This is a genomic window from Sphingomonas sp. Leaf4 (assembly GCF_920939515.1).
Classification (GTDB): domain Bacteria; phylum Pseudomonadota; class Alphaproteobacteria; order Sphingomonadales; family Sphingomonadaceae; genus Sphingomonas.
On the sequence record NZ_CAKLBB010000003.1, the window covers coordinates 26,227 to 45,509 of the forward strand.

At 68.2% G+C, this 19,283-nt stretch carries 18 protein-coding genes; 3 read left to right on the forward strand and 15 right to left on the reverse strand.

The annotated features are described in order from the left end of the window. Window positions 1-135: 135 nt before the first annotated feature. From mmsB to LRA89_RS04985, 8 genes are all read right to left on the reverse strand, one after another. Window positions 136-1,011: a 3-hydroxyisobutyrate dehydrogenase gene (gene mmsB, locus LRA89_RS04950; protein ID WP_230769254.1), complete on the reverse strand. Its 876-nt coding sequence runs from the start codon at window positions 1,009-1,011 to the stop codon at window positions 136-138. Between the two features lie 56 nt (window positions 1,012-1,067). After that, on the reverse strand, window positions 1,068-1,844 hold the full coding sequence (locus LRA89_RS04955) for an enoyl-CoA hydratase (RefSeq protein ID WP_230769255.1): 777 nt from the start codon (window positions 1,842-1,844) through the stop codon (window positions 1,068-1,070). A 123-nt stretch (window positions 1,845-1,967) separates the two neighbouring features. Then, window positions 1,968-3,005, reverse strand: a complete 1,038-nt coding sequence (locus LRA89_RS04960) for an enoyl-CoA hydratase/isomerase family protein (protein WP_055762820.1) — start codon at window positions 3,003-3,005, stop codon at window positions 1,968-1,970. Continuing rightward, window positions 3,002-4,141 (reverse strand): acyl-CoA dehydrogenase family protein, encoded by a 1,140-nt coding sequence (locus LRA89_RS04965; protein WP_230769256.1) that lies wholly within the window; start codon window positions 4,139-4,141, stop codon window positions 3,002-3,004. Before LRA89_RS04965 ends, LRA89_RS04960 begins: the two co-directional genes overlap by 4 nt. After that, window positions 4,138-4,527: a RidA family protein gene (locus tag LRA89_RS04970; protein WP_230769257.1), complete on the reverse strand. Its 390-nt coding sequence runs from the start codon at window positions 4,525-4,527 to the stop codon at window positions 4,138-4,140. Before LRA89_RS04970 ends, LRA89_RS04965 begins: the two co-directional genes overlap by 4 nt. Next, window positions 4,524-5,459, reverse strand: coding sequence for a polysaccharide deacetylase family protein (locus LRA89_RS04975; protein WP_230769258.1), 936 nt, complete (start codon window positions 5,457-5,459; stop codon window positions 4,524-4,526). Before LRA89_RS04975 ends, LRA89_RS04970 begins: the two co-directional genes overlap by 4 nt. Then, complete coding sequence (locus LRA89_RS04980) at window positions 5,456-5,926, reverse strand: hypothetical protein (RefSeq protein WP_230769259.1); 471 nt, start codon at window positions 5,924-5,926, stop codon at window positions 5,456-5,458. Before LRA89_RS04980 ends, LRA89_RS04975 begins: the two co-directional genes overlap by 4 nt. Window positions 5,927-5,931: 5 nt before the next feature. Then, the gene (locus LRA89_RS04985) at window positions 5,932-7,470 is read right to left on the reverse strand and encodes a CoA-acylating methylmalonate-semialdehyde dehydrogenase (RefSeq protein WP_230769260.1); all 1,539 of its coding nucleotides are present in this window, start codon (window positions 7,468-7,470) and stop codon (window positions 5,932-5,934) included. A 172-nt stretch (window positions 7,471-7,642) separates the two neighbouring features. On the opposite strand from LRA89_RS04985, the gene LRA89_RS04990 reads away from it, so the two are divergent. After that, window positions 7,643-7,921: a DUF2798 domain-containing protein gene (locus LRA89_RS04990; protein ID WP_230769261.1), complete on the forward strand. Its 279-nt coding sequence runs from the start codon at window positions 7,643-7,645 to the stop codon at window positions 7,919-7,921. 4 nt (window positions 7,922-7,925) lie between these two features. Here LRA89_RS04990 and LRA89_RS04995 read toward each other — a convergent pair whose 3' ends face one another. Next, window positions 7,926-8,948 carry a glycoside hydrolase family 5 protein gene (locus tag LRA89_RS04995; protein ID WP_230769262.1) on the reverse strand — a complete coding sequence of 341 codons (1,023 nt, stop codon included), beginning with the start codon at window positions 8,946-8,948 and terminating at the stop codon, window positions 7,926-7,928. A 255-nt stretch (window positions 8,949-9,203) separates the two neighbouring features. Continuing rightward, the gene (uvrB, locus tag LRA89_RS05000) at window positions 9,204-11,408 is read right to left on the reverse strand and encodes an excinuclease ABC subunit UvrB (RefSeq protein ID WP_230769263.1); all 2,205 of its coding nucleotides are present in this window, start codon (window positions 11,406-11,408) and stop codon (window positions 9,204-9,206) included. Window positions 11,409-11,848: 440 nt separating this feature from the next. Between uvrB and LRA89_RS05005 the strand changes: the two genes are divergently transcribed. After that, complete coding sequence (locus LRA89_RS05005; protein WP_230769264.1) at window positions 11,849-13,180, forward strand: amidohydrolase; 1,332 nt, start codon at window positions 11,849-11,851, stop codon at window positions 13,178-13,180. A gap of 6 nt (window positions 13,181-13,186) precedes the next feature. On the opposite strand, the gene glsA is transcribed toward LRA89_RS05005, so the two are convergent. The 5 genes from glsA to gspL form a co-directional block, all read right to left on the reverse strand. Beyond that, window positions 13,187-14,098 carry a glutaminase A gene (gene glsA, locus LRA89_RS05010; protein ID WP_230769265.1) on the reverse strand — a complete coding sequence of 304 codons (912 nt, stop codon included), beginning with the start codon at window positions 14,096-14,098 and terminating at the stop codon, window positions 13,187-13,189. A gap of 228 nt (window positions 14,099-14,326) precedes the next feature. After that, window positions 14,327-15,553: a type II secretion system F family protein gene (locus tag LRA89_RS05015; RefSeq protein ID WP_055762847.1), complete on the reverse strand. Its 1,227-nt coding sequence runs from the start codon at window positions 15,551-15,553 to the stop codon at window positions 14,327-14,329. Between the two features lie 127 nt (window positions 15,554-15,680). Next, window positions 15,681-17,162 carry a GspE/PulE family protein gene (locus tag LRA89_RS05020; RefSeq protein WP_055762850.1) on the reverse strand — a complete coding sequence of 494 codons (1,482 nt, stop codon included), beginning with the start codon at window positions 17,160-17,162 and terminating at the stop codon, window positions 15,681-15,683. Further along, a complete protein-coding gene (gene gspM, locus LRA89_RS05025) occupies window positions 17,159-17,653 on the reverse strand; it encodes a type II secretion system protein GspM (protein WP_230769266.1) in 495 nt (164 codons plus the stop codon). The genes LRA89_RS05020 and gspM overlap by 4 nt, the downstream gene beginning before the upstream one ends. After that, the gene (gene gspL / locus LRA89_RS05030) at window positions 17,650-18,732 is read right to left on the reverse strand and encodes a type II secretion system protein GspL (RefSeq protein ID WP_230769267.1); all 1,083 of its coding nucleotides are present in this window, start codon (window positions 18,730-18,732) and stop codon (window positions 17,650-17,652) included. Before gspL ends, gspM begins: the two co-directional genes overlap by 4 nt. A 34-nt stretch (window positions 18,733-18,766) precedes the next feature. Here gspL and gspG point away from each other — a divergent pair, with 34 nt between their 5' ends. Next, window positions 18,767-19,252 carry a type II secretion system major pseudopilin GspG gene (gene gspG, locus LRA89_RS05035; protein ID WP_268934894.1) on the forward strand — a complete coding sequence of 162 codons (486 nt, stop codon included), beginning with the start codon at window positions 18,767-18,769 and terminating at the stop codon, window positions 19,250-19,252. The last annotated feature ends 31 nt before the right edge of the window (window positions 19,253-19,283 follow it).

The following is a 19,283-nucleotide window of genomic DNA, read 5'->3' on the forward strand; positions in this document are numbered from 1 at the left end:
ACGACGCACGCACCAAATCGTCACCCCGGACTTGTTCCAGGGTCCACTTGTCCGCGAGCGCAGCCTTTCGACAGGAAGCACCACCGTCAGCCGCACGGTGAACCCCGGAACGGATCCGGGGTGACGACCTGTGAATCACCGCAGCGTCTGGATGATCCCCGAAAAATCGGTCGCGCCCTGTCCGTCCTCGACGAAGCGGCCGTAAAGTTCGGCCGCCCGCGCGCCCATCGGCGTATCCGCCCCGACGCCGGCGGCGGCCTGCATCGCGAGGCGCAGGTCCTTGAGCATCAGCGCCGCTGCGAACCCGCCCTGAAACCCGCGATCGGCCGGCGTCTCCGGCCCGACGCCCGCCACCGGGCAATAGCTCGTCATCGACCAGCATTGTCCCGAACTGACCGAAGAAATGTCGTAGAAGGTCTGCGCGTCCAGCCCCAGCCGTTCGGCCAGCGCGAACGCCTCGCACGTCGCGATCATCGATGCGCCGAGCAGCATGTTGTTGCACATCTTGGCCGCCTGTCCCGCACCGCTGTCGCCCGCGTGGATCACCGCCTTGCCCATGTCGGACAGGAACGGCTCGGCCTTGGCGAAGGCCGCTTCGCTGCCGCCGACCATGAAGGTCAGCGCGCCGGCATTGGCCGCCGCGATCCCGCCCGACACCGGCGCATCGACCGCGTGCAGCCCCTTCGCGCGCGCCGCCTGCGCCACGGATTTCGCGGTATCGACGTCGATCGTCGAGCAATCGATCAGCACCGCGCCGGTATCGACCGCCTCGAACAGTCCGCCGCCATAGACCTCGGCGACATGGGCACCGGCGGGCAACATGGTGACGACCGCCTGCGCCCCCGCCGCCGCCTCGACCGCACTCACGGCGGGCAGGCAGCCGGCGGCCTTGGCGCGCGCCAATGCGTCGGCCGACAGATCGAACGCGCGCACGTCATGCCCCGCCTTCGCCAGATTGGCGGCCATGCCCCCGCCCATGTTGCCGAGGCCGATGAAGCCGATCCGTGCCATGCTGCTCTCCCGTGTTTTTGTCCGCCTCCCGGCGGAAGGCGGTGCCAGCCCGATCCTTACCGCCCGGTCCAGTTGCCCGGCCGTTTCTCGACGAAGGCGGCCATGCCTTCCTTCTGGTCCGCCGTGCCGAACAGGCCGTGGAACAGGCGACGTTCGAACTGCACGCCCTGCGCCAGAGTCGTGTCGAACGCGGCGTTGACCATTTCCTTGTTCGCCTTGACCGCCAAGGGGGCCATGGCAGCGATGGTCTGCGCGGTCTTGACCGCCTCCTCGACCAGATCGTCGGCGGGAACGATCCGCGCGACCAGACCGCAGCGCTCGGCCTCTTCCGCACCGATCATCCGCCCGGTCAGACACATCTCCATCGCCTTCGCCTTGCCGACCGCGCGCGCGAGGCGCTGCGACCCGCCCATGCCCGGCGTCACGCCCAGCTTGATCTCGGGCTGGCCGAACTTCGCGCTGTCGGCGGCGAGGATGAAGTCGCACATCATCGCCAGCTCGCAGCCGCCGCCCAGCGCGAAGCCGGCGACCGCAGCGATGATCGGCTTGCGGGTGCGGGTGAACGCATCCCAGCCGCTGAAATGATCGCCGCCGTACATCGCGGCGAAGTCCATTTCCTGCATCTCCTTGATGTCGGCCCCGGCGGCGAACGCCTTGGCAGAGCCAGTGACGACCGCGCAGCCCTGCGCCGGGTCGGCATCGAACGCGCGCATCGCGTCCAGCAGTTCGGCCAGCACCTGTGCGTTCAGCGCGTTGAGCGCCTTCGGCCGGTTGAGCGTCACCAGCGTCACGGCACCCCGACGCTCGACAAGGATGGTTTCATACGTAGACATGGTGGCTCCAGTGCAATTCGTCATTCCGGCGCAGGCCGGAATCCATGGACGCGAGACTCCGGCGATAGAGCCGCGGCCGCCCGACACAATGGATTCCGGCCTGCGCCGGAATGACGAAGTGAGTCATCGCGGCTGCCATTCGTCGGCGGCATCCAGCGGCGCGAAGATGCGGTCGATCATGTGATCGCTCACCGCCTCCGGGGTCGCCGGGTCCCAGCGCGGCGCATGATCCTTGTCGACGATCACCGCGCGCACCCCCTCGACGATGTCGGGACGCTGGACGATGCGCGTGGCGACGGCATATTCCTGCCGCATCTCGTCCTCGAACGTCGGCATCGCCCTGCCGTCGAGCAGCAGTTTCAGCGACACCTTGCACGACAGCGGCGCGCGCTGGCGCAGGATGCCGAGTTGCTCGCCCGCCCACTCCCCGCCATCGGCGTCCAGCACGGACAGGATTTCCTCGAAATCGTCGCTGGCGAACAGCCGGTCGATCTCGCCCTGGCGCGACAGGATCGCCGCCTCGCCCGGTTCGCCCGACAATTCGCTCAGGATCGCCTCGGCAGCTTGCGGATCGGCAGCGATGCGGGCGGTGGCCTCCGCCACCCGCTCCGACGCCACGAAATGCGTGGCGAGGCCCAGCGCGAGCATCTCCGCGCCGTCGATCCGCGCGCCGGTCAGCGCCAGATACTGGCCGATCCGGCCGGGCAGGCGCGAGAGATACCAGCCGCCGCCGACATCGGGGAACAGCCCGATCGCGGTTTCAGGCATCGCGAAACGGCTGCGCTCGGTCGCGACACGCAATTTGCACGGCTGCGAAATGCCGACCCCGCCGCCCATCACGATCCCGTCCATGATCGCGATCACCGGCTTGGCATAGGTGAACAGCCGGTGGTTCAGCCGATATTCGGCGGCGAAGAACGCCCGCGCCTCTGCGCCGTCGGCGGCGCTGCTCGCCGCGATCATGCGGATGTCGCCACCCGCGCAGAACCCACGCCCCTCGGCATGGTCGATCGCCACCGCCTCCACCGCCGGATCGCCGCGCCAGTCCTCCAGCGCGGCGAGCATCGTGTCGCACATGCCATGCGTCAGCGCATGCAACGCCTCCGCCCGGTCGAGCCGGAGACGCCCGACCCGGCCGTCGATTTCCACCCGAACGCTCATTTGACCAGATCCCGTCCGACGATCATCCGCATCACCTGATTGGTGCCTTCGAGGATCGAATGGACGCGCAGGTCGCGCCAGAAGCGCTCGACCGGATAGTCCATGAGATAACCGTAGCCGCCATGGAGTTGCAGCGCCTGATCCACCACCTTCGATCCGGTGTCGGTGGCGAAGCGTTTCGCCATCGCGGCGAAGCGCGTCTTGTCGGGGGCGTTCGCGCTCACCTTCGCGGCGGCGGTGTAGAGCAGCGCGCGCGCCGCCTCCAGCTCGGTCGCCATGTCGGCCAGCGTGAACTGCGTGTTCTGGAAATCGGCGACGGGTTTGCCGAACTGCTGGCGCGCCTTGGTATAGGCCACCGCCTCGTCGAGACACCGCTGCGCCCCGCCGAGCGAACACGCCCCGATGTTGAGCCGCCCGCCGTCCAGCCCCTGCATCGCAATCGAAAAGCCCTGCCCCTCGGCACCGACCAGATGGGCGGCGGGAACGCGCACGGAATCGAGGATCACCGCGCGGGTCGGCTGCGAATGCCAGCCGAGCTTGCGTTCGTTCGCGCCGAACGACACGCCGGGCATATCCTTTTCGATGAGCAGGCACGAGATGCCCTTCGGCCCCTCCCCGCCGGTGCGGACCATCACCAGATACACCTCGTTCTCGCCCGCGCCCGAGATGAACTGCTTGGTGCCGGTGACGATATAGTCGTCGCCGTCGCGCACCGCCTTCGTCTTGAGCGCGGCGGCATCCGACCCCGACGACGGCTCGGTCAGGCAATAGCTCGCCAGCCTGTCCATCGTAACGAGGTCGGGAAGGAACCGCGCCTTCAATTCGGCCGAGCCGAAGGCGTCGAGCATCCACGCCGCCATGTTGTGGATCGAGATGAACGCCGAGGTCGACGGACAGCCATAGGCCATCGCCTCCATGATGAGCGCCGATTCCATCCGGCCAAGCCCGATCCCGCCCGACTCCTCCGACACATAGATCGCGGCGAAGCCCAGCTCGGCCGCCGCCTTGATCGTGTCGCGCGGGAAGATGTGCTGCTCGTCCCATTCGGCGGCATGCGGGGTGATCGCGTCGGCGGTGAACCGGCGCGCCAGTTCCTGGATCTCGCGCTGGTCGTCGGTCAGGTCGAACGGGTTCACGCTTCACTCTCCACTATCGCTTCGGCCTCGATCTCGACCCGCCATTCGGGTCTGAGCAGCGCGGCCACCACCAGCATCGTCGCGGCGGGCCGCGCGGTGCCCATCATTCGTCCATGCACCTGCCCGACCGCCCCGGCATCGGCCGGATCGGTCAGATACATCCGCGTGCGGACGACATCGTCGATCCGCCCGCCCAACTCGCCGATCGCCTGCGCGATGATCGCGAAGCATCGTGTCGCCTGCGCGGCGGCATCGCCCGGCGTGCTGCTGCCGTCCGGCTCGACCGGGGCGGTGCCCGACACGAGGATGCGGTCGCCCACCCGCACCGCGCGGGCAAAGCCGATCGCCGCCTCATAGGGCGATGCCGAGGCGGTCCGCGGCCTCACCGCCGCGTCAGCACGCGCGTGTCGAACGCCGCCTGTGCCGCCTTCGCGTCGCCCAGCGGCGGGCTGGCAAGGCCGCCGATGCCGCGGGTCTGCGCGATCTGCCCGGTCAGCGTGCCGTTGGCATGGGCCGGATCGGTCGCGACCCTGCCCAGCGGATCGGCATAGGCGGCATCCGCCGTCGCGATCGTCCAACCCTTCGCCTTCAACGCCTTCACGAAATCCTCGATGAACAGCGCGGCAATATCGGTTTCGTGCATCAGCATGACGTGGATCGGCTGGCGCGTGCCGAACACCTTCTGCGCATTGGCGTAATGCGTCTCGACGCCCTGCATCATCATGTCGACGTAGAGCGTGCGCAAGGCGGCCATGTCCATCGCCCGGCCTGCCTGCTTCGCGGCGATCGTCATCCCCTCCAACTGCCAGTCCGATCCGTCGAGCGTGACATAACCGTTGGCAAGCCCACGCGCCTTCAGCCCCGCGCGCACCGCGTCGCGCTTGACCTTGTCCGCGCCGCCTTCGTCGAGGAACGGATAGCGGAACCACGCGCGATAGCCCTCGCGCCCTTTCAGCCAGCGTTCGGCACGGTCGATGTCCGCCAGATATTGCTCGGGCGTCAGCTTGCTCAGGGCCGGATGGCTGTACGAATGATCGGCCAGCACATGGCCGGCGGCGACATAGTCGGTCAGCCGGTCGACCCCGTCGACGCCGTCCGCCGCATCGGCCAGATTGCCCGGATTGACGAAGAACGCCGCCTGGGTGACGCCCGCGCGGTGCAGCGCGGCGATCAGCTTCACCGTGCGCTGGTCGAGCGTCAGGAACGCGCCGGCCGATCGCGGCGCATCGTCGAACGTCAGCGCGATCCGCTTCTGCGCGGCGGCGGGCATCGCCGCCAGCAGCGCCGCCATCAGCATTCCGATCAACCGCCCTGTCATCCAACGTCTCCCCACGAAAAAACCGTCCGCAGATCGCAGCCCGAAGGCTCCTCGCCCTCCTGAAACAACCGCACCCGATCGATCGCAGCAAGCTGGCCCGGCGTGAAGCGGTTATCGCTGCGAAAATAGCCAGCGCCCCGCCGCCCGTTCCAGATCGCGACGACATGCCCGCGCTTGTCCCGCCGTTCGGCGAAACGGATCGCCCCGCCGCTCGTCCGGGCCGGCAGCGCACGCCCACCGGGACGCGATGCCCAGCCAACGCCGTCGACGGTCATCACGCCCCACGGCCCTTCCCAACGGAAGGTGCCGCCATGAATGCCGCCCTCCAGCGTCACGATGCGTTCGCCCGCCACCAGATCGACGATCGGCGCATAGCCGCAGAACCGCCCCGGCCCGCGCAATTCGCCTGCCGCTACCGGGGCGCTCGCCATCATCGTCGCAACCGTCGTCAGCGCCAGCGCCCGCACCGCCGTCACCCCATCGTCGGGATGACGAACGCATCCTGCGTCCGCGCCGCCGCGCCATCCTCGGCTTGGGTGCCGGACATCGATCCGTCGGGCCAGCGCTGGGTGATCGTCTTGACCCTGGTCCAGAAGCGCACGCCCTCTTCGCCGTGCTGGTTCATGTCGCCGAACGCACTGCGCTTCCACCCGCCGAAGCTGTGATAGGCCACCGGCACCGGGATCGGCACGTTGATGCCGACCATGCCGACGTTGACCCGCGCGGCGAACTCGCGCGCGGCATGGCCGTTGCGGGTGAAGATCGCGACGCCGTTGCCATATTGATGCTCGCTCGGCAGGCGCACCGCGCTCTCGAAATCGGGCGCGCGGACGATTTGCAGGACCGGCCCGAAGATTTCCTCGCGGTATGCCGACATGGCGGGCGTCACATGATCGAATAGCGTCGGCCCGACGAAGAAGCCGCGCTCATGCCCTTGCAGGCGGAACCCGCGCCCGTCGACGACCAGCTCGGCGCCTTCCTCGACCCCCTTGGCGATCCAGCTTTCGACCCGCGCCTTGTGCGCCGCGTTCACCACCGGGCCGTAATGCGCCTCGGGATCGGTCGACACGCCGACGCGCAGCGCGTGGATCGCCGGGATCAGTTTTTCGCGTAAGGCCTCGGCGGTCTTGTCGCCCACCGGCACCACCACCGGCAGCGCCATGCAGCGCTCGCCCGCCGATCCGAACGCCGCGCCCGCCAGATCGGCGACGACCTGATCGAGATCGGCGTCGGGCATGACGATGCCGTGGTTCTTGGCCCCGCCCATCGCCTGCACCCGCTTGCCCGCCGCGACGCCGCGCCGATAGACATAATGCGCGATGTCGCTCGACCCGACGAAGCTGACCGCGCCGATCGCGGGATGATCGAGGATCGCATCGACCACGGTCTTGTCGCCATGGACCACCTGCAAGATGCCCTCGGGCGCGCCCGCCTCGCGCATCAGTTCGGCGAGGCGCACCGGCACCGACGGATCGCGCTCGCTGGGTTTCAGGATGAAGGCGTTGCCGCACGCGATGGCGACGCCGAACATCCACATCGGGATCATCGCCGGGAAATTAAACGGCGTGATCCCCGCGCCGATGCCTACGGCCAACCGCATCGAATAGACGTCGATGCCCGGCCCCGCGCCCTGCGTATGATCGCCCTTCAACAGATGCGGCACGCCGCAGGCGAATTCGATGACGTCCAGCCCGCGCTGGATGTCGCCCTTCGAATCGGCGATGACCTTGCCATGCTCGCTCGACAGCAGTTCGGCGAGCGAATCCATGTTCGCCTCGACCAGTTCCTTGAAGCGGAACAGCACGCGCGCCCGGCGCTGCGGGTTGGTCGCGCCCCACGCCGGCTGCGCGGCAAGCGCGGCGGCGACCGCGCGCTCGACATCGGCGACCGCGCCCAGCCGGACATGCGCCTGCACCTCGCCCCGATTGGGATCGAACACCGCGCCGAAGGGTCCACCCTCGTCGCCCGATACCGCCGTATCGCCCGCGATCACATGATCGATGACCCGCATACACTCTCCTGCGATGGCGGCCCGTCCGGTCTGTCGCCGACTCAATCCCGCGTAATATTATTGCTTGTGACATAGCGGGGCGCGGCTGTCAGCGGGAAAACGAGCCGTGTCGCGCCGCGCCCGTCGGGGACGGACATGGAACCACGGCCACCGATCGACCGCTCTGCCGGCCATGTCGCACGCCACCGCCGCCGAACGCGCCCACGCCACCGTCCAGACCCGATCGCGGCTGCGCTACCGGCTGGTCGCCTCGGCAATCAACGGCGTGATATTTTCCACGCTGATCGGGGCGGTCGGCGCGCTGGTGCGGGTCGGCCCCGACCAGTTCTGGGGAGCATTTGCGCAAGGCGCGCCGATCGGCTTTGCCACCGCCTTTCCGGTGTCGCTGGTGGTCGTGCCGGTCGTCCAGCGGCTGGTCGACCGGCTGTTCGGACTCAATCCGCCCGACTGAGATTTCAGCGCATGATCGGGCTGGCGATCCGGTCGACCGCGGCGTCCAGCCAGCCGGTGTCGTCGCGATAAAGCTGGAACGTATTGGTATAGCCCCATGCGCAGCTCTGGATGCCGGCCGAGGCCCATGCGGTGCTGACGATCGGATAATAGCGCGCGCGCTGGTCCGCCGACCGGCCTTCCCATGCGCCATATTCGCCGACGAACGGCACGCGCCCGGTGCGCTTCACATAGGCCGCGACCTTGGCGATCGCCGCGTCGAGCTGCGCCAGATCCTGTTTGTCGCCATAGGTTTCCTTGACCTTTGGGGTCAGCCAGTCGGCCTTGTCCAACCCGAAGTTCGGCGGGTCATAGAAATGGAATGTCGGCACGACATGGGGATCGTCGGGGAAGGGCGAGGTCAGCATCGCGTCCAGCCCGGCCCATTCGGGACCATCGATCACCACCGGCCGCGTCGGATTGCTCTCGCGCACCGCCTTCAACGCCGGGGTCAGCACCGACAACAGATTGTCGGCACCCAGCTTGTCGTGCGGTTCGTTGATAAGCTCGAAATAGACGCTGTCGGGCGCGGTCCGAAATTCCTGCGCGACCTGTCGCCACAGTGCGGCGAAGCGCGGCGCCTGCCCCTTGGGATCGGTGAACAGTTCCTCATAATGGTGCATGTCGACGATCACCGCGATGCCGTTGGCGGTGGCAAGGTCGACGATATGCCGCACCCGCTGCAGGAAGGCGGGATCGATCGCATAGGGCGGCTTCGCAGCGGCATGCGCCGAGAAACGCACCGGCAGCCGCAGCCCGGTGAAGCCCTTCGCCTTGATCCGGGTCATGTCGTCGTCGCGGAACGCGCGGCCCCATGCGGTTTCGGTCGGTGCCTCCAGCATGTTCGACAGGTTGATGCATTTGCCGAGCTTCAACGCGGCACCCTTCGCGGGCACGGCGGCGGGTGCCGGCGCATAGCGCGGTTTGGGCTGGGCGGCGGCGGCGGTGGCCAGCGTCAGCGCAAGCGTGGCGGCAATGGTGTGGCGCATGAAATCCCCTCCGGTTGTTTTGCGCGGAAGGTGGCGCGGAGGGCGGCGATTGTCCAGCGTTGTCGGAAGTAACGATGATTGGTGGTCACGCTGGACGACCGTCGGCTTCTCCCCTCCCTGACAAGGGAGGGGTTGGGGGTGGGTAGGTCCGCGAGGGAAGGTACGCTTTCCACAACCGGCCGACCCACCCCCAGCCCCTCCCTTGTCAGGGAGGGGAGCAACGCCGCTGGCATTCCGGGCGAACGCCGACCGTTCCTACCGCCCCCGCCCGCCGCTGCCGGCCATGCGCATCGCCTTCTGCTTGCCATAGCGCGTCTTGCGCGTGCCGGGCTTGCCCTCGTTCGAGCGGCCCATGATCGGCGCCTTGTGTTCGGACGCGGGCAGGCCGAGTTCCTCGTTCTCGAGGCTGCGGATTTCGTCGCGCAGCCGCCCCGCCGTCTCGAATTCGAGGTTCGCCGCCGCCTCGCGCATCTGTTTTTCGAGGCTTTCGATATAGCTGCGTAGATTGTGGCCAACCATGTGGCGCGGGCCGTCGTCGTCGATCTCCACCGTCACCTGATCGCGCGAGGCGACGTCGGCGATGATGTCGCCGATCTGGCGCTTGATCGTCGTGGGCGTGATGCCGTGCGCCTCGTTATATTCGCGCTGCTTCTCACGCCGGCGATCGGTTTCGGCGATGGCGCGCTCCATGCTGCCGGTCATGCGATCGGCATAGAGGATCACCCGCCCGTCGACGTTGCGCGCCGCGCGGCCGATCGTCTGGATGAGCGAGGTTTCGCTGCGCAAAAACCCTTCCTTGTCGGCATCAAGGATCGCGACCAACCCGCACTCGGGAATGTCCAATCCCTCGCGCAGCAGGTTGATGCCGACCAGCACATCGTACACGCCCATGCGCAGGTCGCGGATCAGCTCGATCCGCTCCAGCGTCTCGACATCGCTGTGCATGTAGCGGACCTTCAAGCCCGCCTCGTGCATGAACTCGGTCAGATCCTCGGCCATGCGCTTGGTCAGCGTGGTGACGAGCGTGCGATAACCGTTCTTCGCCGTCTCCTTGGCCTCGTGGATCAGATCGTCGACCTGTTCCTCGACCGGGCGGATCGTGATCGGCGGATCGATCAGCCCGGTCGGACGGATGACCTGTTCGCTGAACACGCCGCCGGTCTGCTCCATCTCCCAACTGCCCGGCGTGGCCGAGACGCAGACGGTCTGCGGGCGCATCGCGTCCCATTCGTTGAAGCGCAACGGCCGGTTGTCGATCGCCGAGGGCAGGCGGAAGCCATATTCGGCCAGCGTGATCTTGCGCCGGTGATCGCCGCGCGACATGCCGTTGATCTGGCCGATCGTCTGGTGGCTTTCATCGACGAACAGCAGCGCGCTTTCGGGCAGATATTCGAACAGCGTGGGCGGCGGTTCGCCGGGCAGGCGGCCGGTCAGGAAGCGGCTGTAATTCTCGATCCCCGCGCATGATCCGGTGGCGGCGATCATTTCGAGGTCGAAGTTGGTGCGCTGCTCCAGCCGCTGCGCCTCCAGCAGCTTGCCCTCCATCACCAGTTCCTTGAGCCGCTCGGCCAGCTCGTGCTTGATCGCCTCGCCCGCCTGTTTCAGCGTCGGGCCGGGCGTCACATAGTGCGAATTGGCATAGACCCGGATCGAATTGAGGTTCGCGACCTTCTTGCCGGTCAGCGGATCGAATTCGGTAATCTCCTCGATGTCGTCGCCGAAGAAGGTGATCCGCCACGCGCTATCGTCATAATGCGAAGGGAAGAGTTCGAGGCTGTCGCCGCGCACGCGGAAATTGCCGCGCTGGAACGCGGCGTCGTTGCGCTTGTATTGCAGCGCGACCAGCTTGCGCACGATCTCGCGCTGGTCGACCACGTCACCTTTCTTCAGGTCGAAGATCATCGCCGAATAGGTTTCGACCGATCCGATGCCGTACAGGCACGACACCGACGCGACGATGATGACGTCGTCGCGTTCGAGCAGCGACCGGGTGGCGGAATGGCGCATCCGGTCGATCGCCTCGTTGGTCGAGCTTTCCTTTTCGATATAGGTGTCCGACCGCGCGACATAGGCTTCGGGCTGGTAATAGTCGTAATAGCTGACGAAATATTCGACGGCATTGTCGGGAAAGAACGACTTCATCTCGCCATAGAGCTGCGCGGCGAGGATCTTGTTCGGCGCGAGGATCAGCGCGGGGCGTTGCAATTCCTCGATCGTCTTGGCCATGGTGAAGGTCTTGCCCGAACCGGTGACGCCCAGCAGCACCTGATCGCGCTCCCCCGCCCGCGCCGCCGCGACCAATTCGCGGATCGCGGTCGGCTGGTCGCCGGCGGGTTCGTAGTCGGACTTGATGACGAAGCGCTTGCCGGCGTCGACCTTGACCGGCCGGCTGGGCCGGTGGGGGATGAAGGTCTGTCCGGTTTCGGGCTCGGACAGGTCGGTGCGGATCGTGATCGCCATGCGCCGGAATATGGGTGGCGCGGAACGGGACGGCAACATCTGCCTCGGTGTCGGGAGTGTGTTTCACGCGAAGGCGCAAAGGGCGCGAAGAAGGAGGTTGGGTTCACGCGGAGGCGCGGAGACGCGGAGGGGTTGCGCGATCGGCAAGCATCCGCCCCACCATCATCGTCACCCCAGCGCAGGCTGGGGTCTCCCGGTCGTAGAGCGCGCGCCTCGCCGCGGGAGATGCCAGCCTGCGCTGGCATGACGTTATCCGGCGGAAGACCTTCCACCGGTTCCGAGGCGCGCCGCCGTTCCGCGCATGCAACCTCCTCCGCGTCTCCGCGCCTCCGCGTGAACCCAACCTCCTTCTTCGCGCCCTCCGCGCCTTCGCGTGAACCAAACCCCCTCGACACACGCCCCAAAGCCGATAGCCTGCACGCCATAAGGGGACCCACATCATGCGCAAGCTCATCGCCACCGCCGCCTGCCTGCTCGCCGCCAGCCCAGCGATGGCTGAACCCGACTGGGCACCGGCGGTGCACGCCGATTACAAGACGTCGCTGGGCAGCATGTGGGACTGGTTCCACCGCAACCCCGAACTGTCGTTCAAGGAGGTCAAGACCGCCGAGCGCATGGCGACCGAGCTGCGTGCCGTCCCCGGCATGGTGGTGACGCCCGGTGTCGGCGGCACCGGCGTCGTCGGCGTCTTGAGGAACGGTGCCGGCCCGACCGTGCTGGTCCGCGCCGACATGGACGGCCTGCCGGTCGAGGAGAAATCGGGCCTGCCCAACGCCAGCAAGGCGCGGCAGGTCGGCGTCGACGGGGTCGAGGCGCCGGTGATGCACGCCTGCGGCCACGACACGCACATCACCTCGCTGGTCGGCACCGCCCGCCGGCTGGCCGCGCTGAAGGACCGGTGGAAGGGCACGGTGGTGTTCATCGTCCAGCCCGCCGAAGAGCGCGTCGGCGGCGCGAAGGCGATGCTCGCCGACGGCCTCTACTCGCGCTTCTCCAGGCCCGATTATGCGCTGGCGTTCCACGTCGCCGCCGGCCTGCCGACCGGGAAGGTCTCGGCATCGGAGGGCATCCAGTATTCGTCGTCCGATTCGGTCGACATCACCGTCCCCGGCATCGGCGCGCACGGCGCCAGCCCGCATGCCGGCAAGGACCCGGTGTACATGGCGTCGCAACTGGTGATCGCATTGCAGGGCCTCATCAGCCGCGAACGTCAGCCGCTCGAACCCGGCGTCATCACCGTCGGCTCGTTCCATTCGGGCCTGAAGCACAACATCATCAGCGACGAGGCGAAATTGCAGGTGACGGTGCGCGCCAACGACGAGGCGACGCGCAAGCAGTTGCTCGACGGCATCCGCCGCGTGGCGGCCGGCATCGGCACGCTGAACGGCATGCCCGCCGACAAGATGCCGGTGGTGAAGGTGATCGAGGGTACGCCGACGACGATCAACGACGCCCCGCTCGCCCGGCGGTTGAACGCGGTGATGGCGACGACGCTGGGCGCGGGTAATGTCGTGCCGTTCGAACAGACCGGCATGGGCGCGGAGGATTTCGCCGCCTATGTCCAGCCCGACATGCGCGTGAAGGGCTATTATTTCGCGGTCGGCGGCACGCCGGCCCGCGACATCGTGGCGGCGCAGAACGGCGGGCCGGCGGTGCCCTCGCACCATTCGCCGCTGTTCAAGGTCGCGGCCGAACCGGCGATCGTCACCGGCACGATCGCGATGACCGCGGCGGTGCTCGACCTGTTGGGGCCGGGCGCGGCGGGGCAGTAACGCCGCCTATCCGAACACCGACCAGTCGGCCTTGTCCGCCAGCAGTTCCAGCGCGCGGACGCCGAGGATCGAATTGCCGTGCCGGTCGAGGTTGTTCGACCACACGGCGATCGACGCGACCTGCGGCACGATGGCGAGGATGCCGCCGCCCACCCCGCTCTTGGCGGGCAGGCCGACGCGATAGGCGAAGTCGCCCGATCCGTCATATTGCCCGCTGGTCATCATCAGCGACAGCACGCGCCGCATCCGCTTGGCGCGCGCGTCGTCGCCCTCGTCGCCGGTCCGCGCGGTGCGGCTGAGGAACAGCCCGGCCTTCGCCAGCGCGCGGCAGTCGAGTTCGATCGCGCATTGATGGGCATAGCCTTCCATCACCGTATCAATGGCGCAGCGCAGATTGCCGTGATGTTTGGCGAAGCTCATCATCGCCCGGTTCAGGTCGCCGCTGTCGCGCGCGGTCGCCAGCACGTCGTCGTTCAGCACGACATGCGCCACCCCCGCCTCGCGCCCGATGAAATCGACGACCGTGCGGGGATCGCCGCCGTGATGTTCGGCAAGGATGTCGCACACCACCAGCGCGCCGGCGTTGATGAACGGATTGCGCGGCACGCCCTTGTTGCGTTCGAGGTCGACGATCGAATTGAACGGATCGCCCGACGGCTCGCGCCCGACCCGGTCGAACACCCCGTCGCCAACCGCCTCGAACGCCAGTTCCAGCGCGAAGACCTTGGCGATGCTCTGGAGCGGAAAGCGGATATGCGCATAGCCGCCGTGATGCACCGCACCGTCGGCGGTCGCCACCGCCATGGCGAACCAGTCCGGGCCATAGTCGAGGTCGGGCACGGCGGCCTTTTCGATCTTGGCAGCGTTGGCGGTGATCTCCTCCGTCACCTCGGCGACGATGCGGGCGAGATCGGTCACGGGCAATTCCTTGATGTGAAAGCGGTGAGGCGGCGGTAGCATGTCGCGCGGCGTCACGCGAACGGAGGTGGTGCCACAATCGGCACCCATCGATCCCGTCGCACTCCCGCGCAGGCGGGAGTCCATACACGCTGACCTCACCGATAGAACCGAAACGCCAGCGTTTATGGATCCCGCCTGCGCGGGAATGACGAAGCTTTACCGGACGCGCGCCAATATCGATGGCGCTCAGATCGTCACCAGATTGTTGAGGTTGATGATCGGCAGCAGGATCGCCAGCACCATCATCAGCACCAGCCCGCCCATCAGCAACAGCACCATCGGCTCGACCAGCGCGACCAAAGTCGCGACCAGCGCGTCCAACTCGCGCTCCAGTTCGCCCGACGCGCGGTCGAGCGCGGGGGCCAGCCGCCCCGACGTCTCGCCCGAGGCGACGATCGCGACCAGCATCGACGGAAAGATTTCCGCCTCCGCCATCGCCGCGCGCAAGCTCAGTCCCTCGCGCACCCGCGCGGCGACGGTCAGCGCCTTGTCGCGCACGAAGCGGTTGGGGGTGACGGCGGCGGCGGCGTGCAGCGCCTCGACCAGCGGCACCGCGCTGCCGACCAGCGTCGCGAGACTCCCGGCGAAGCGCGCGGCGTTGTGCTGGCGGCTGAACCGGCGGAACGGCGCGCGCGTCGCCAGCCGCCGGTCGAGCCGCAGCCGGTTGCCCGGCACCTTCCACCAGCGCGCACCGACCAGCACCAGCACCAGCGCGCCGATCGCGACATACAACCCGTAGTTCTGGATGAACGCCGACAGCGCGATCAGCGCCCGCGTCAGGAACGGCAGTTCCGCCCCGCGCGACACGAACACGCGGACGATGTCGGGCACGACATAGACCATCAGCAGCACCATCATGCCGAAGCTGACGGTGGCGAGCAGCGCCGGATACATCAGCGCCAACTGCATCTTCTGGCCATTGGCCTGCCGCGTCTCGACGAAATTGGCGAGGTGACTGAGCACGTCGGGCAACCGCCCCGACTGTTCGCCCGCCGCCACCGACGCGCGATAGAATTCCGGGAACGCCTTGGGGTGCCGCGCCAGCCCTTGTGCGAAACTGCGTCCGTCGAGGATCGCGGCACGCACGTCGAGCAGCAGCGCCTCGACCGCCGCATTGTCGGCCTGTCCGGCGACGATGCGCAGCGATTCCTCGATCGAAATGTCCGACCCGACCAGCGTCGAAATCTGCCGGGTCAATGTCGCCAGCGCCTTGGACGACACGCCGCGTCGGAACAGCCGGGGCAACTGGACGCCGCCCAGCTTCGGTCCCTTCTCCGCCGCTTCCTCGACCGACAGCGGCAATTCGCCGCGTTCGCGCAAGGCCGCGCGGGCGGCGGCGGGGCTCGACGCCTCGATCACGCCCTTGACGGTCGCCCCGCTGCGCGACGCCGCGCGATAGGCATAGGCGGTCATCGCGTGCTCGCCCTCTCGTCATTCCCGCGAAGGCGGGAATCCATAACCGCTACCGTATCGGCTGGAATCGTGACGTCAGCGTGTATGGGCTCCCGCCTGCGCGGGAATGCCGGAACATGCCCCATCGTCACGCCTCGTCGCGCACCACGCGCGCGACCTCCTCGACGGTGGTGATGCCGGCCTTCACCTTGGCGACGCCGTCGTCGAGCAGCGCGGGGTTGGTCAGCCGCGCGGCGCGTTCCAGTTCGGCTTCGGCGACGCCGTTGTGGATCATCGCCTGCAACCGGTCATCGACCGCCACGACTTCATACAGCCCGGCCCGCCCGCGATAGCCCTCGTTATGGCACGCCTCGCAGCCACCCTTGCGCCACAGCTTCTTGCCCGGCTTGATCGCCCCGCCCAGCAACACGCTGTCCGCCTCGGTCGCGCGGTCCTGCCACGCGCATTCGCGGCACAGCCGCCGCACCAGCCGCTGCGCGACCAGCCCGACCAGCATCGGCGCCAGCAGATAGCGTTCGACCCCCATGTCGATCAGCCGCGTGACCGATCCGATCGCGGTGTTGGTGTGGAGCGTCGACAGCACGAAATGCCCGGTCATCGACGATCGCACCGCCGTCTGCGCCGTCTCCTGATCGCGGATCTCGCCGACCATGATGACGTCGGGGTCCTGCCGCAGGATCGCTCGCAGGCCGCGTGCAAAGGTCATGTCGGTGCGCGGATTGACCTGCGTCTGCGCGATCCCGGCCAATTCGTACTCGATCGGGTCCTCGACCGTCATCACGTTGCGGCGGCGATCGTTGAGCCGGGTGAGCGCGGTATAGAGCGTCGTCGTCTTGCCCGAGCCGGTCGGCCCGGTCACGAGCAACAGCCCGTGCGGGCGTTCGAGCAGCCGGCCGAACACCGCCTCGTCACGTTCGGACATGCCGAGGCTGGCGAGGTCGAGCGCCATGCCGCCGCGTTCGAGCAGGCGCAGCACCACCCGCTCGCCATGCTGCGTCGGCATGGTCGAAACGCGCGCATCGACGTCGTGCCCGCCGATGCGCAGCGTGACGCGCCCATCCTGCGGCGTGCGCCGCTCGGCGATGTCCAGCTTGGCCATCACCTTGATCCGGCTGACCAGCAAGGGGGCGAGCGCGCGCGGCGGCTCGACGATGTCGCGCAGCACGCCGTCGATGCGGAAGCGCACGACGAGGCGCTTTTCCTGCGTCTCGACATGCACGTCGGACGCGCCTTCCTTGATCGCTTCCAAGAGCAGCGCGTTGATGAGGCGGATGACCGGCGAATCGTCGCGCGCGTCGAGCAGGTCGTCGACCGCCGCCGCGCTGTCGGCCAGCGCCGCCAGATCGGTTTCGGCCAGTTCGATGTCGGCGGCGGTGGTGGCGCTGCCGCCATAGCTTGCCTGCAATGCGGCATCGAACGCCGCGTCGGCGACCGCGACGAACGGCACGCCGGGTGCCACCCGCTGCACCTCCAGCATCGCATCGAGCGTCGCATCGGCGCGGTGGAGGCACTCCATGCCGGCCGCACCCAGCCGGATCAGCACGCCGCCCTTGCGCGCATAGCCATAGGGCAGCCGCACCGGTTCGGCGCGCAGCAACGTGTCGGTCATGGGCGGAACCCGATGGTGGCGTTGACCCGGCCCGATGCCGATCCGCGCTGCATCGCCACCCGTTCGATCCCGATCGTGCTGGTGCGCGCGACCTCGCTCAGCCACGTCACCACCGCCGGATAGGGCGCGTCGGTCAGCGTCGCGGTGATCCCCGTGGCCCCGAGCGCGATCGCCGGTTGCAGTTGCTGCGCGGCGGCGGCGTTGGTGATGATCGTCTGCGGCGTGCCCGCCGCGACCGTCTGCGGGGCGCTCTCCAGCCGCCCGGCGGCGCGGACCCGCGCCATCAGCGTCTCGGCCTGGCGGATGTCGGCGCGGGCCTGCGCGCGCGCCGCCTGCACCGGCTTCACCACGCCGTAGACCAGCACCGTGCCGGCGATCAGCACCGCCAACGTGCCGACCAGCACCCGCTCACGGCCGGTTAGTCCCTGCCACCAGCCGTCGAACCGCGCCAGCGCCGCCTCGATCCGGGCATTGCGTCGCACCACGATCATGCCCCCCTCGCCACGATGCGCAAGGCCCCGCCGGGGCCGTTCGCGACCTGCGCGGCGATACCGGCGGCCGACAACGCGGCGCGGACCCGGTCGGCCATGCCGGTCTCGGGCGATTCGCACTCGATGGTCAGCGCATTCCCCTCGAACGTCATGCCCCGCACGATCAGCGTCGCGCCGATCGGCGTCAGCGCGCCACCCACCCGCGACAGCAGCGGCACGAAGCGGTTGGTGCCATTGGCGCGCGGCAACAGGTCGGCGACCCGCGTCGCGAAATCGTCGCCGCCAGTCGGCACATTGGGCGCGGTCGTCACAACCAGTTGCTGGAGCGCCGCCTGCCGCCGTTCGGCGATCCGCTGGAGCATCAGCGTATCGGCGATACCGATCACGCCATGCGCCAGCGCGGCGAGCCCAAGGATCATCGCCACCTTGCGCGCGGTGCTGGGCAACGGCCCACGCCGCCGGGCATAGATGCCCTGCCGCAGATCGATCGGCGCGGCCGCGACCCGTTCGGGCAGCGCGGCGGCGGGAAAGGCGCTGCCCTGCCCCGCCATCGCTTCCGGCAGCGGATCGCCGCTCGCCTGCACCGCCGGCTTGCCCGCAGCGCTCCACGCCGCGACCAGCATCGCCTGCCCCATGGCGAAGGCGGTGCCATCGGCCACCCGCACCAGCGCACGGCCGTCGCGCAGATCGACGCTCCACCCCTCGACCGGGGCCGGCAGCACCAGCGCGTCGGGCACGAACGCCGCCCCGCCGATCCCGGCGGCTTCGGCGATGGCGATCCATTCGGCCATCACCGCGTGGCGCACCACCGCGACCAGATAGCGCTTGTCGCCGATCGCCCCGCCCAGCACCAGATGCACGGCGTCGATCGGATCGGCGATGCGGTCCTCGATCGCGAAGGGCAGCGCCGCCAGCCGCTTCGCCCGACTGGGCAGCGGCAGGTCGACGCCGAGCAGCAACACCGACTCGCTCGGCACGAGCAAGGTTGCGGGTCCGGCGGCATCGACTACTATGGCGTGGCCGCCGGCGATCGCCCACACGCCGGCGGCCGGACCGGCGGGGGCGGGTTCGATTGTCACAATGGCTTCATCGTGGGGACGCATTGGGGCGTGGATGCGCATCATATTCCGAAAGTTTCGTGACACCTTGGCCGCGAACCCCGCCGCCCGCAAGGTTTCTGTCCCTGACTGTGAGGCTGGCCTGACGCTGGTCGAGATGATCGTCGTGCTGGCGATCATCGCGCTGGTCGCCGCCCTGATCGTCCCCAACGTCATCAACCGCCCCGATCAGGCGCGGGTGACGACGGCGGGCACCGACATCAAGTCGATCTCCGCCGCGCTGAAAATGTACCGGCTCGACAACGGCGATTACCCGACGACGACGCAGGGGCTGAAGGCGCTGGTCGAAAAGCCTTCGCAGCCGCCGGTCCCCGGTGCCTATCCGCCCGACGGCTATCTGTCGCAGATGCCGCAGGACCCATGGGGCAACCCGTATGTCTATGAATCGACCGGCGGACGCTTCGCGATCAAATCGCTCGGCAAGGACGGCAAGCCCGGCGGCACCGACCTAGACGCCGATATTGACGGGACAACGCGCTGAGCGACGCCCATCGCCTCGTACCCCATGGTCG

Coding starts and splice junctions, on each gene's coding strand:
- uvrB (WP_230769263.1), bottom strand. CDS start 11,408: ATGGCGATCACGATCCGCACCGACCTGTCCGAGCCCGAAACCGGACAG.
- LRA89_RS05015 (WP_055762847.1), bottom strand. CDS start 15,553: ATGACCGCCTATGCCTATCGCGCGGCGTCGCGCAGCGGGGCGACCGTC.
- gspG (WP_268934894.1), top strand. CDS start 18,767: ATGCGCATCATATTCCGAAAGTTTCGTGACACCTTGGCCGCGAACCCC.
- LRA89_RS04985 (WP_230769260.1), bottom strand. CDS start 7,470: ATGCGGGTCATCGATCATGTGATCGCGGGCGATACGGCGGTATCGGGC.
- LRA89_RS04990 (WP_230769261.1), top strand. CDS start 7,643: ATGTCGCACGCCACCGCCGCCGAACGCGCCCACGCCACCGTCCAGACC.
- LRA89_RS05020 (WP_055762850.1), bottom strand. CDS start 17,162: ATGACCGACACGTTGCTGCGCGCCGAACCGGTGCGGCTGCCCTATGGC.
- LRA89_RS05005 (WP_230769264.1), top strand. CDS start 11,849: ATGCGCAAGCTCATCGCCACCGCCGCCTGCCTGCTCGCCGCCAGCCCA.
- gspM (WP_230769266.1), bottom strand. CDS start 17,653: ATGATCGTGGTGCGACGCAATGCCCGGATCGAGGCGGCGCTGGCGCGG.
- LRA89_RS04975 (WP_230769258.1), bottom strand. CDS start 5,459: ATGACAGGGCGGTTGATCGGAATGCTGATGGCGGCGCTGCTGGCGGCG.
- LRA89_RS04955 (WP_230769255.1), bottom strand. CDS start 1,844: ATGTCTACGTATGAAACCATCCTTGTCGAGCGTCGGGGTGCCGTGACG.
- LRA89_RS04960 (WP_055762820.1), bottom strand. CDS start 3,005: ATGAGCGTTCGGGTGGAAATCGACGGCCGGGTCGGGCGTCTCCGGCTC.
- LRA89_RS04995 (WP_230769262.1), bottom strand. CDS start 8,948: ATGCGCCACACCATTGCCGCCACGCTTGCGCTGACGCTGGCCACCGCC.
- mmsB (WP_230769254.1), bottom strand. CDS start 1,011: ATGGCACGGATCGGCTTCATCGGCCTCGGCAACATGGGCGGGGGCATG.